Origin of the sequence: Levilactobacillus fuyuanensis (genome assembly GCF_003946395.1) — a bacterium.
GTDB lineage: Bacteria > Bacillota > Bacilli > Lactobacillales > Lactobacillaceae > Levilactobacillus > Levilactobacillus fuyuanensis.
This window is the reverse complement of record NZ_RHNZ01000004.1, coordinates 63,748-76,471: the sequence shown is the minus strand read 5'-3', so window position 1 is coordinate 76,471 and position 12,724 is coordinate 63,748. Positions and strand designations below refer to the sequence as shown.

Genomic DNA, 12,724 nt, shown 5'->3' with positions numbered 1-12,724 from the left:
CAATATTACTTTTCGACAAATACTTTTTGAACGCATCGGTATCTTTAAAGGCACCCGTCTCCTTGATATAGTCATCAAATGTCTGCGGATCCATCTCCATAAGATTACTTCACTATCAACCCCTCCCGTACCAGCAAACGGCCGAACAGAGGAAAACGTGATTGGCAAATGGTCTCAAAATTACAAGTCATCCTTCAAGTAACAATTCTTGTAAAATGTTACCAGATGCGGTAGACTCACTTTAGTCATAAAAATGATAATTGATATCAAACTAAAAACTGCCTAGACAGGCCGCGCAAATCGACCGCTGAACGATCGCTAATGCCCAGGGCAAAGTCCCCATTCGCTTTGCTGGAAAGGAATAATCACATGACCCCATACATTAATGTCCCCACCAAAACTATTGTTACCCCAGAGAACAAAACCTTCGCCTACCGCGAGATTGGTGTGCCCTCTGCCGTGCCAGTAATCGGCTTGATTCACCTTTCTGGTAACCTCGATAACTGGGACCCTAGCGTTATCGATGGTATCGCCCAAGAACACCGCTTGATTCTACCCGATTACCAAGGTGTCGGTGGTTCCGGCGGCAAGGCAGCAAAGTCCATTCAAGGTATGGCCCAGGAGATTCGCGAATTCATTCACGCCCTCGGTCTTGAGAAGATCGACTTGTTTGGTTTTTCCATGGGTGGCTTCGTTGCCCAAGAAGTCATCAACCAGGAGCCAGCGTTGATTAGACGAGCCATTCTGACAGGAACGGGCCCCCGTGGCGGTCAAGGGATTCGTGATGTGACGCGTATTTCTGACCAATCCTTGGCGAAAGCACTGGTCACCTTCACCGATATCAAAGCCTACCTTTTCTTCACCCGGACCCCCAATGGTAAGCGCCAAGCCGCACAATTCCTAAAGCGAATCAAATCCCGGCAAACCGACCGTGATCGTTCAATCGGTTGGCCAGCCTACCGTACCCAACTGAAGGCCATCAACCAATGGGGCTCAGAGAAGCCGATTGATTTTTCCAAGCTGGATATTCCAGTCTTAGTTGCGAATGGTGATCACGATATCATGGTCCCAACCAAGCCGAACAGCTACGCCCTTGATGAGGCCTTCACTAACAGTCAGCTCATCATTTATCCAGACGCTGGTCACGCGGGTGTCTTCCAATTCGCCGACGACTTCGTCAAACAAGTCAATAAGTTCTTGAGCTAGTCACACTTTAAGGGCAAACTAGATCCTTTAATAGACAGAACGGCACTCTCTGAAATGGCGGAAGCCACTCAGAGAGTGCTGTTTTATTTTTATCATTATAATTTTTCACGAATTAACGACTACCGACTAAATAGCCCTTGAAGACCTCACTAGAAATTTGTGCAATCTGCCCTCGCGACAAATAAATACTAATCATTCCCAACACTACAATGCCAACGCCTAACCAGAAATGCCAAGACTTAGTGTGTTTAGTGATAGATTGCCATGTCATCATTTCATCCCCTAATAATGGCTTTCAGCTCACTGATTGCTAGCATTGTAGCATCATGCCACTCAGACGGCTATCTACACGATTTCGATAGTAAGTTTGCCCGAACAATGTCCTAGGAAAATGACGTGGCCAATGTCTTGATGAAGGTCGTCAGCATCCGTGACTCCTGCTGGCTTTTTCGCTGAATGTAAACTGCCGTGAGCGTCTGACCGTCAAATTCTGTGGGCAAAACCTGCAATTGGCCGGTATCCAATTCAGGTTGAACCACAAACTTGGGCAGGTAAGCGATTCCCAGATTGCTGATCACACTCCGTTTAACGGCCTCAACGCTCCCAATTTCCAAGAAATTACTAAACACAATGTCTCGAGCAGCGATTGCCTTCATAAATTTCTTGTGGTAAATACTTTCTCGATCATCGGTAATCAACGCACATGTTAAGCGTTGATGTACCTGACGCAAATCGACGGTCCGTGAGTCCAGCTGGGCACTCGCGACTAGAACCAATGGAAAGTCACGCAACCGGGTCACCGCCAGGCTATTGCCATACCCGCCGACATCGTAGTGAACGCCCAAATCAACAGTGCCATTGGCCACTAGCTGCGGAATCGCAAAGCAATTCGCCATTTGTAATGACAATTGAACGGCGGGAACTTGGGCGTGAAACGCCTTTAAAATCGGCTGCATTCGATAGGTCAACAGCGTGTCTGGAATGGCAATTCTTAAGTCCCCAGTGAGTTCGGCATCCGCCTTACCGTAATTCTGCATTTCCGTGACCGTCCCCAGAATCCGATCGACCGCGGGCAGGAGATTCTTGCCGGCCGTCGTGAATACCATCTTTCGCCCCACCTTTTCAAACAGTTGTAGCGATAACTCCTGCTCCAACTGCTGAACCTGAAACGTCACGGTCGACTGCGCGTAATTCAACTGGTTTGCGGCCGCCTGAAAGCTGCCGGTCTCGGCAATGGCGCGCAGTGTCTTTAGATTTTTAATATCCATTTTGGTGCCTTCCTTCCCCAGTCGTAAAATATATCGATATTATTGAATAGTTAATTTTAATATTTCAATTAGACTGAACAATCATGTTGCCTTAGTATAAATAGCAATATCGCGAAAGTCAATTTCGCATCTCAGAGAGGAAGTCTCGCCTTGAAAATCGAAAGCTATACCCCTAAATATCGCAATCAGGTGATTGCCCTCATTCTCTACCTGCAAAACTATGACAATAAGGTCAATCTTTCCCTAGAAGAGCAGCCGGATATGGCCAACATCACGACCCACTATTTAAGCAATAATGGTGGTTTCTGGTTAGCTATCAATGATCAGGACATGGTCGTCGGTACGATTGGCCTGATGGTCGAGAACAGCCAATATGGCATTCTCAAAAAGTTCTTCGTCCATCAAGACTACCGCGGCACGGCGGCCGGTGTTTCGCACGACCTATTTGCCACCCTAATCGCTACCGCAACGCAGAAACGGCTACAACACATTCTGTTGGACACCCCCGCCGCCTGTCACCGTGCTCACCATTTCTATCGTAAGAATGGATTTACGGAAATTACGCGGACAGCCGTGCCACTAACCTATGATTATCCGGACCGCGATTCACTCTTTTTTGTCCGCGATCTGTAACAACTCCCTGGAAGACTTCAATGCTCTCCTAACCTGTGCTACCATGAGACTAGTTCTGCGCGAAGCTAACTAAAAACCAATATTAGAAACACAATTAGAAAGCAGGTTATCTCATGGGCCACCTCGTCTCAATCATCACCGTAGTTATCTCAATTACTGCATTGGTTATTTCATTAATTGGACTTACCTTAGGCTTCCGTAACTGGAAACGGGTCACTGCGGATCAAGATAAATCTGAAAAGTAGGCTGACAACAACCATCCCCGATACTTGGCGGATGGTTGTTCTTTTACTTACGAGATGACAAAACCTATATTTACTTCTACGCCTAGGAGACTTTTCCCAATAACTAACAACCTAGCGCAACATCCACTGATTACTAATTTATTTATAAGACGCTTTGCTTGAAAAAACCTTCCCAAAACTGACATACTCAGTTCAAACTTGATTAGCAACGAATATATCTGGTGACTCTAACTAGGAGGAGCAACATGAATTTAAAACACATCATCCAGTTATTAGCAGTTTTATATTTAACAAGCAATCTTGTACCAGCCCCACCCTTTTCAACAGCTTTAGCTGCAACACCGACTGCCATCACAAATTCAGATGGCACTACCACTGGAACCATTGGTCAGGGGTGTGTCTGGACCCTTTCTGCTGATCAAAAAACTTTAACCCTTGATGGTGGCACCTTGCCAAACTATGAAGGACCACTACAACTATTTGATGAAAGTCCAATTACTAAGGCTATTAAGAAACAACTCCACCTCTCAAGTTTTTATATCAGAAAGCTTATTCTCAAAGGGGCTATTAAAACCGGTTCCAACGCCGCCTACCTGTTCAGCAACTTTAGCGAAATAGACGGATTGAATCGTTTGAACACAAGTCAGGCTCAAAATATGGCTTTCATGTTCTCCGGTGATTCGAGCGATACTGTTGACACATCTAGTTTCGATACCAGCCATGTCACAAACATGTCCTACATGTTTGGTAACGCCTCAATTAAAGCTCTCAATTTGGCTAATTTTAATACCAGTAAAGTGACAGACATGTCCTACATGTTTGGTTTGAATAGTATTCTTCAATCTCTCGATATCAGTAACTTTGATACACACAACGTGACCAATATGGAAGGCTTATTTTTGGGTACGGACTTAACGGATCTTGATATCTCTTCATTCAATACTGCGAATGTCACGAACATGGCTAAAATGTTTGATGCTTCCAGTCTTGAAAAGATTGATGTCAGTAAATTCGATACTCGCAAGGTCACCAACATGCTCTCGATGTTTAGTTATACCCATTTGAAAACCTTAGATCTTTCTTCCTTCAACACAGCCCAAGTCACTGAAATGACCTACATGTTATCCAACAATCATAAGCTCCAAACATTACTGTTTAATCCTGAACTTTTTCAAACACGGTCCGCAACATCGACGGCCAGAATGTTTGAGGATGACGACGAGCTACGTCACCTTGATGTGTCCCATTTTGACACAAGCAATGTCACTGACATGCGTTACATGTTTGACAATACATCACAGCTCACAAGCCTTGACGTTTCTCACTTCAACACCTCTAAAGTTACCAATATGTTGCACATGTTTTCTTATGATGACCATCTCCAAAAACTAGACGTCTCACACTTCGATACCCACTTAGTTGAAGACTTTGGGTATATGTTCAACGGCGATTCTAGTTTAAAACAACTCGATGTTTCTAAATTTGACACCCACTTAGCTATTACCAATCCATATGACAAGAACGATACAACCGTTGGCTTATATCGAATGTTTGCCGATGACACAGCTTTAACCAGTTTAGATTTATCCAACTTTGTGATGACGCAATCCCCCACCCAAAGCTTGTACACCTATACTGCCCAACTATTTGAGAACGACACGCATCTAGATCATCTAAAACTCGGACCAGGTGTATGGTTTCAAACAGCCCCAATGTGGGGTGAAAATTCCAGTTCTAAACTGCCCCCAATCCAAGCTACCAACCGCTACACGGGTAAGTGGACTGCCAACGGTCAAGCTGCCTATACCAGCGACCAGTTGATCGCGCGTTACTCCGGAAATGATCGTCCTGAAGGCATTCAAACGTTCACCTGGCAACTCGTTGATCACGGGATTCAGCCGCCTGTCAAGCCAACGCTACCGCCAACAACCTCGCCGACGAATCCCGAGACTCCGATTTTCGTCGGTAGCAGTATTAATGCTGTCCGGACAATTGGACTCTATCGTCAGCCGACGTTTCGTAAACGAAACCATTTGCTCTGGTACCATCGCGCACCCCGCACCCGTCAACCACAATTTGTCGTGACCGGGGAAGCTACCTCCAAAAACGGTGTTCCGCGCTACAAAGTCCGCGACGTCAATCATCATTCCAACACCTACGGACGTACTGGCTACGTGACCACCAAATCTGCCTACGTTCAACCTACCTACTACGCAAAGTCAGTTTCCGCTAAGACCATCACCGTTATTAATCCAAAGGGGATCAACGGCTATCGACAAAAGGCACTCACTAACGCGGTTAAGCACTACCGTCAAGGCCAGCAGCTTAAAGTCAAACGGCTAGTGACGCACAATCTCACGACCCGTTTTCAACTGACTAATGGCGCCTACATCACGGCTAACAAACAGTTGGTTCAGACTGGCCGTCATGCCTATCCACATCACGTAACCACTAAGCATGCCATTAACCGGTATCGCGATGTCAATCTTCATAAACGGACACGCCACTACGCTGCCAAGACTAAGCTAACGGTTCGAGGTTGGGACTATTCCAATCATGGTACCCTACGCTATCGGGTTGCTGGTGGCTACATTACGGCCAATCCACAGCTCATTAGTTAAGAACCCACAGTCAAAACTTAGTAACCTACCTCTAGTTAAGTTTCGCCAAGCATACCACGGATAGACCGCATAACCTAGCACTTTCAGGTTATCTAAACTATCAGATTTTAGTCCAGTTACCTCTGGAAAAACTTATCATTTCGCCCAAAATTATTAAGCATGATGCTACTGGTGTTTACGGGAATAATTCGTGCCTATTTCAACGCCAGTTATTACAATAATTGTATAAATGACCTCCCATCAAACTCCCATTGCTTTTAACTTTAACTCGTTTTAGTGGTCAACAATCTGTTACAGAAAGGTTCTCAGCCATCGCCAAGAACCCTCACAAACGTGCTTTACTCTATGTGTCTCAATAGCTAGTTACTTTACCTGTATACTAACCCTCCTTCGACTGATTACTTCAAATACCAATTGCCAACACGCCCCATTGCTTTTCCTGCTCTGGCGTATAGATGGTATACGTGTCCGCTACCATTTGAGCAACATCATCTTCCGGTGCGCTGCCCACACTCTCCGGCGAATACTGACTGTAAAGATCAGCAAAAGTCGAAAACTGGCGTAGGCTTTTCACCCGTCTAACAAGTTGCTGGGTTTCATCCGCGACATTGTAGAAACAAATTGAATCTCCCACATGCAACCGCCGCCGTTTTTCGTCATTTAACCGAATCTCAATTGTCTTCGTTTCCATGAAGACCAACTCAAATTGGTCTGAATTAAGGCCCATCTTCAAATTTGTCTCTTCTTTCCAGTGCTTGGGGTAAGGATCTATTTACGCTGCTGTTTCAGCAAATATTGATGCTGCTTATACGCCGAAATACTGAGCCCCGTCAGCACGACCGCCAACACCAACGACCACCCGAATATGCCCTGCGGCCGATTGTAAGCGATGATTGGCACTAGGCTTAGCAAGTGATGATGCAAATCGGCTTGAATAAAAGCCCCCGCTGCCACAATCCACGAAATAAGTGCTCCCCCGTAAAACCATCTACGCACGTTGAATCTCCTCCTAGTTACTGCTACTCCGGTATCTATTCTACGTCACCCATCAATCATTCTCAAAAAAGTTCAGCAAAGTTTTGAATTTCCGACTATCCTAGAGAGGTAAGCACGACGAAAAATGGAGGTCTTCAAGATGGAATTTAATGTGACGCGTGATGGCTTAACCTTAGCGGGAATTTATGAGCCGGCGCCTAAGCCAAATGGGACAGTTGCCATTCTCATGCACGGCTTTACCGGTAATCGTGGCTATACCCCAACGGAACTGCTGCCCCAACTCGCGCAACAGCTACGAGCAATGGGTGTCGACACGGTACGCTTTGACTTTAATGGTCATGGTCACAGCGATGGCAACTTTGCCGACATGACCGTGGCCAATGAGATTGCCGATGCACAGGCTGTCCTGACCGCCGTTCAAACGCGGCTTGCCCCAAAACAGATTGATCTGTTAGGCCATTCCCAAGGTGGTGTGGTGGCCAGCATGTTAGCCGGATACTATCCGGACTTGATTCACAAATTGGTGCTCATGGCGCCCGCCGCGACACTCAAGGACGACGCCATTGCCGGACACACCCGCGGCCTGGACTACGACGCCCACCATATCCCTGCACAACTGCCCATGGATAACGGCAAGGTGTTGGGGGGCTTTTACCTTCGCACGGCGCAACTGCTCCCCATCTACGAGACTGCCCAGAGCTTTACCGGTCCCGTCTGCTTGATTCACGGGGACGCCGACCAGATTGTTGCCAATCAAGCTTCGCAACGCTACGACGATGTCTACCAGAACAGCACCTTCCATCTCATCCCCGGTGCCAGTCACCGTTTAGACGGTGCTGCACGGGCAACGGTGTTGCAACTCGCTACCGACTTTATTTCCGATTAATAATCGACGCGTTCAGCCAATGACTGGACGCGTTTTTCTGGCTCACAGGGCCAATAATCCGTTCGTTGATTACCTCCCCTAATTATCGTGGGCAACCATCATCTTTTTTCGTTCCCTTTTCGCGTAAAACCCGCTATAATCATTTAGGTTATACCATATTTCAATCCAGAAAACATCAAAAAATAGAGGAGGTAGCCTGATGACGCAACCACTTATTACCTTGCGCAATGTCACCAAACGTTACGGAAATCACACCATTTTGAAGAATATTAATCTGACACTCGAGTCCGGCAAATTTTATACCTTACTGGGACCATCGGGCTGCGGCAAAACCACAATTCTGCGGGCGATTGCCGGCTTCATGTCCGTGTCCGAAGGCGATGTCCTCTTCGCCGGGCAACGGATCAACGAAGTCCCCGCCAACAAACGCAACGTCAACACGGTTTTCCAAGATTACGCGCTCTTCCCTCACCTGACCGTGGCAGAAAACGTCGCCTTTGGCCTCACGCTTAAAAAGGTCGCCAAGGCTGAAATCGCCGAACGCGTCGCTAAGGCCCTCAAGCTTGTCCAGCTTGCCGGTTATGGCGACCGGGCCATCAGTGAACTTTCCGGTGGCCAACAGCAACGAATCGCCATTGCCCGCGCCATCGTTATGGCGCCTAAAGTTCTGTTACTCGACGAACCGTTGTCCGCTCTAGACGCTAAACTGCGGCGGCAAATGCAATACGAACTGCGCGACCTCCAACAGCGCCTGGGTATTACCTTCCTCTTCGTCACCCACGATCAAGAGGAAGCCCTCGCCATGAGCGATGAGATCTTCGTCATGAATCAAGGTGAGGTCCTGCAGAGTGGCTCGCCCGTCGATATCTACGATGAACCGATCAACCATTTTGTGGCCGACTTCATTGGGGAGAGCAACATTCTCCCCGCTAAAATGATTGAAGACTTTCAAGTCGCCTTTGGTGGCCATCAGTTTGAATGCGCCGATGCCGGGATTCCCGACAACGAACCGGTTGAGGTCGTGATCCGTCCCGAAGATCTCACCCTAACCACGCTGGATCAAGCCAAGTTGACCGTGACCATCGACACCCAGCTATTCCGTGGTGACTACTACGAAATCGCGGCAACCGACACCCTCGGCAACGACTGGCTCATCCACTCCGTCAACCCTGCCGAGGATGGCGAGACCATTGGCATTACCTTCCGGCCACAGGACCTCCACGTCATGCGTTTTGGCGAGAAGGAAGCCGAGTTCGACGCGCGCCTCGAGACCTACGAAGAATTGGAGGATGATGGCGTTGACGAAACGTAGAACCTGGGTGTACTTCATTCCCTACGGCCTCTGGCTGGCGCTATTCGTCATCGCTCCGGTCGCCCTTATTATCTATCAATCCTTCTTTGATCTGGGCCAGCATTTCACGTTAACCAATTACAGCACTTATTTCCGCTCCGCAACCTACTTAAAAATGACACTGAACTCCGTCTGGTATGCCTTTTTAATCACGTTATTCACCGGATTGATCAGCTATCCCACGGCCTACTTTATCCATCAGCTCAAGCACCGCCAATTCTGGTTACTGCTGGTGATTCTGCCCACCTGGATTAACATTCTCCTGAAGGCCTATGCGTTCATCGGCATCTTCAGTCAGGCTGGCCTCGCCAACCAATTTCTCACGTTCATTGGTATCGGCCCACAGCAGATTCTCTTTACCAACGCTAGCTTCATTTTCGTGGCGACTTACATCCAGATTCCATTCATGATTCTACCGATCTACAACGCTCTCGATGACCTGAATCCGGCGTTTGTCAATGCCAGTAAGGATCTGGGGGCCAGTACCTGGCAGACCTTCCGCCACGTGATCTTTCCGCTGACACTTCCCGGCGTCAAGGCTGGGGTGCAGGCCGTCTTCATTCCGTCACTCTCCCTCTTCATGTTGACCCGACTGATTGGCGGTAACAAAGTCATCACGCTGGGGACGGCAATCGAAGAACACTTCCTGACCACGATGAATTGGGGCATGGGCTCGACGATTGGCGTTGTCTTGATTGTGGCCATGATCGTTGTCATGCTCCTGACTGGCGACCAGAAGACGAAGGGAGGGACGCCACGATGAAACATAAACTGGCAAATACCTACCTGATTCTGGTCTTTATCATCCTGTACGCGCCCATTATCTTTCTGATTGCGTACTCCTTTAGCCAGGGTGAGACCATGACCAACTACCACGGCTTCACCTGGCGCCACTATCAAACGCTGTTCAGTGACGCGCGGATGCTGGCAATCGTGGCCAACACCCTGTTGATTGCCCTGCTGTCCTCGCTGATTGCGACCCTGATTGGTACCCTGGGTGCGCTCAGTATTACCCGCACAACCAAACGGGTGACGCGCGAATCGCTACTCACGCTGAACAACGTCCTGATGGTCTCCCCGGACGTAATCATCGGGGCGAGCTTCCTGATCTTCTTCACAATGCTGAAGATTCCACTGGGATTCGGGACGGTCCTCATGAGTCACATCGCCTTCGAGATTCCCATCGTCGTGTTGATGGTCCTTCCCCGACTTCGCGAAATGTCGCGTTCTTTGCTGGACGCCGCGCAAGACCTGGGAGCGACCACCCGGCAACTCTTGACGCAGGTGATTATTCCTTTCATCTCACCCGGCATCTTCGCAGGTTTCTTCATGGCCTTGACTTACTCGTTGGACGACTTTGCCGTGACCTTCTTTGTCACCGGTAACGGCTTCTCAACGCTGTCCGTGGAGATTTACTCGCGGGCACGTCAGGGGATCAACCTGGAAATCAATGCGCTGTCCGGCGTCATGTTCCTGTTCTCACTGCTACTGGTTGCCGGCTACTATTGGATTCAACAGGCGAGTCAGAAGCGCCGTCACCGGAAGCGGGAGGTAACCTCATGAAACGTTTAGTGAGTTTGATTGTAAGCCTGCTGGCGGTCTGTGGGCTGCTCGCCTACACTGGCCATCAGCTTCAGGCCTCTAGCGGGAGCACGGGGAGTAAGGTGCTGAACCTCTACAACTGGGGCGATTACATCGACCCGCACCTCCTGAAAAAATTTCAAAAGGAAACCGGCTACCACGTCAACGTCGAGACCTTCGACAGCAACGAGGCCATGTATACCAAGATTAACCAGGGTGGCACCCACTACGATTTGGCGGTACCCAGTGAGTACATGGTGGCAAAGATGAAACGTGCTCACCTGCTCCAGCCACTCGATAAAAGCCGCCTGACCAGCCTGCAGAACTACGATTCACAGTTTCTGAATCAGACGTTTGACCGGGGTAATCGCTACTCGTTGCCGTATTTCTGGGGAACGTTAGGCATCATCTACAACGATAAGTTTATCAAGCCCGGCAGCATTCGCCACTGGAACGACCTGTGGTCCACCAAGTATCGCGATCGCATCATGTTGATCGACTCGGCTCGTGACATCATGGGAATGGCCCTCGCCTCACAGGGGAAGTCCATGAACACTACAGATCCGACAACGTTGCGGGCGGCGGAACAGAAGCTCAATCGCTTAGCACCGAACGTCAAGGCAACGGTTGCTGATGAGATCAAAATGTACATGACCCAAAATGAAGCGCCAATCGCCGTAGATTGGTCGGGGGAAGCCGCAGAAATGTTGGCAAACAACGACCATCTCCACTACGTCGTGCCCAGCGAAGGCAGTAACTTATGGATCGACAACCTCGTCATTCCCAAGACGGCGCAGCACACCAATGCCATCTATGCCTTTCTGAACTTCATGTCGCGGCCGGATAACGCCGCACAGAACGCGGAATACGTCGGCTATGCCACGCCCAACCGGAAAGCTAAGACGCTACTGCCCAAAGCCACTCGCGATGATCAACAATTCTATCCCGATGCTACGACCTTGCGTCACTTAGAGGTCTACCGCGACCTTTCACCAACGAAGGTCCAGCTCTACAACGACCTCTACCTTGAATTCAAGATGCATCATTAGTGATGACTCGCCACTAATTAGTTAACAAAGCCCCGCAACGTTTCTCCGTTGCGGGGCTTTGACGTGCCGGTATCTAGCCAAAACTACCGGCGATATAATCTTGTGTGACAGGGATTTGGGGATTGCTAAACATCGTTCCAGTTGGGGCGTATTCCATGATGTGGCCCAAGTGGAAGAAGGCACATTGACTACTGATTCGCGACGCCTGTTGCATGTTATGCGTCACAATGATAATCGAATACTTCTTTTGCAGTTCCAGCAAGGTTTCTTCGACCTTAACTGTTGAAATAGGGTCCAAGGCGCTACAAGGTTCATCCAGCAGGAGAACGTCTGGTGCCATGGCAATCGACCGCGCGATACACAGCCGTTGTTGCTGACCACCGGATAGGGATAAGGCACTCTTATCGAGGCTATCCTTCACTTCATCCCACAGGGCGGCCCCTTTCAGGCTCTGTTCGATGCGTTCCTCGAGCTCAGCTTTTTTCTTGACACCGTTGGCCCGCAACGCGTAGACGATATTTTCCCGAATTGACTTGGCAAAGGGGTTTGGTCGCTGAAAGACCATCCCGATGTGCCGGCGAATTTCGTAGATGTTCACACCCGGTTCGTTGATGTTAACGCCGTGGTACCAGATCTTTCCGGTTACCGTGGCAATCCCATCGTTCATCCGGTTCAGTGAACGCAGGTACGTTGACTTCCCAGAACCAGAAGCACCGATCAGCGCCGTAATCTGGTTCTTGGGAAAAGCTAAGTTCGCATCAAACATGGCATGGTTACTGCCATAGAAGACTTGCATATCTTCGGTCCGCATCGCTAACGATGTCTTATCGTCAAACGTTTGTACCGCAGTTTCTTCGAATGAATATTGTTTTAACATGACTGCACCCC

At 48.8% G+C, this 12,724-nt stretch carries 12 protein-coding genes; 8 read left to right on the top strand and 4 right to left on the bottom strand.

What is annotated here, in order from left to right; translation table 11 throughout:
* The first annotated feature begins 369 nt into the window (after positions 1-369).
* Positions 370-1,206, top strand: a complete 837-nt coding sequence (locus EKM73_RS02485) for an alpha/beta fold hydrolase (protein WP_125700416.1) — start codon at positions 370-372, stop codon at positions 1,204-1,206.
* A 383-nt stretch (positions 1,207-1,589) separates the two neighbouring features.
* Here the strand turns inward: EKM73_RS02485 and EKM73_RS02480 are convergent, their stop codons facing one another.
* Positions 1,590-2,474, bottom strand: coding sequence for a LysR family transcriptional regulator (locus tag EKM73_RS02480; protein WP_125700415.1), 885 nt, complete (start codon positions 2,472-2,474; stop codon positions 1,590-1,592).
* 150 nt (positions 2,475-2,624) lie between these two features.
* Here EKM73_RS02480 and EKM73_RS02475 point away from each other — a divergent pair, with 150 nt between their 5' ends.
* Both EKM73_RS02475 and EKM73_RS02470 read left to right on the top strand, forming a co-directional pair.
* Positions 2,625-3,107, top strand: a complete 483-nt coding sequence (locus EKM73_RS02475) for a GNAT family N-acetyltransferase (protein WP_125700414.1) — start codon at positions 2,625-2,627, stop codon at positions 3,105-3,107.
* Between the two features lie 490 nt (positions 3,108-3,597).
* On the top strand, positions 3,598-5,973 hold the full coding sequence (locus EKM73_RS02470; RefSeq protein ID WP_125700413.1) for a BspA family leucine-rich repeat surface protein: 2,376 nt from the start codon (positions 3,598-3,600) through the stop codon (positions 5,971-5,973).
* Between the two features lie 403 nt (positions 5,974-6,376).
* Here the strand turns inward: EKM73_RS02470 and EKM73_RS02465 are convergent, their stop codons facing one another.
* The gene (locus EKM73_RS02465) at positions 6,377-6,706 is read right to left on the bottom strand and encodes an ASCH domain-containing protein (RefSeq protein ID WP_164508829.1); all 330 of its coding nucleotides are present in this window, start codon (positions 6,704-6,706) and stop codon (positions 6,377-6,379) included.
* A 35-nt stretch (positions 6,707-6,741) separates the two neighbouring features.
* On the bottom strand, positions 6,742-6,969 hold the full coding sequence (locus tag EKM73_RS02460; RefSeq protein ID WP_125700412.1) for a hypothetical protein: 228 nt from the start codon (positions 6,967-6,969) through the stop codon (positions 6,742-6,744).
* 139 nt (positions 6,970-7,108) lie between these two features.
* Between EKM73_RS02460 and EKM73_RS02455 the strand changes: the two genes are divergently transcribed.
* From EKM73_RS02455 to EKM73_RS02435, 5 genes are all read left to right on the top strand, one after another.
* The gene (locus tag EKM73_RS02455; protein WP_125700411.1) at positions 7,109-7,855 is read left to right on the top strand and encodes an alpha/beta hydrolase; all 747 of its coding nucleotides are present in this window, start codon (positions 7,109-7,111) and stop codon (positions 7,853-7,855) included.
* 199 nt (positions 7,856-8,054) lie between these two features.
* A complete protein-coding gene (locus EKM73_RS02450) occupies positions 8,055-9,167 on the top strand; it encodes an ABC transporter ATP-binding protein (protein ID WP_125700410.1) in 1,113 nt (370 codons plus the stop codon).
* The gene (locus tag EKM73_RS02445; RefSeq protein WP_125700409.1) at positions 9,145-9,969 is read left to right on the top strand and encodes an ABC transporter permease; all 825 of its coding nucleotides are present in this window, start codon (positions 9,145-9,147) and stop codon (positions 9,967-9,969) included. Before EKM73_RS02450 ends, EKM73_RS02445 begins: the two co-directional genes overlap by 23 nt.
* The gene (locus EKM73_RS02440) at positions 9,966-10,769 is read left to right on the top strand and encodes an ABC transporter permease (RefSeq protein ID WP_125700408.1); all 804 of its coding nucleotides are present in this window, start codon (positions 9,966-9,968) and stop codon (positions 10,767-10,769) included. Before EKM73_RS02445 ends, EKM73_RS02440 begins: the two co-directional genes overlap by 4 nt.
* Positions 10,766-11,836, top strand: a complete 1,071-nt coding sequence (locus EKM73_RS02435; RefSeq protein WP_125700407.1) for an ABC transporter substrate-binding protein — start codon at positions 10,766-10,768, stop codon at positions 11,834-11,836. The genes EKM73_RS02440 and EKM73_RS02435 overlap by 4 nt, the downstream gene beginning before the upstream one ends.
* A gap of 73 nt (positions 11,837-11,909) precedes the next feature.
* Here the strand turns inward: EKM73_RS02435 and pstB are convergent, their stop codons facing one another.
* Complete coding sequence (pstB, locus tag EKM73_RS02430; protein ID WP_125700406.1) at positions 11,910-12,713, bottom strand: phosphate ABC transporter ATP-binding protein PstB; 804 nt, start codon at positions 12,711-12,713, stop codon at positions 11,910-11,912.
* Positions 12,714-12,724 lie beyond the last annotated feature (11 nt).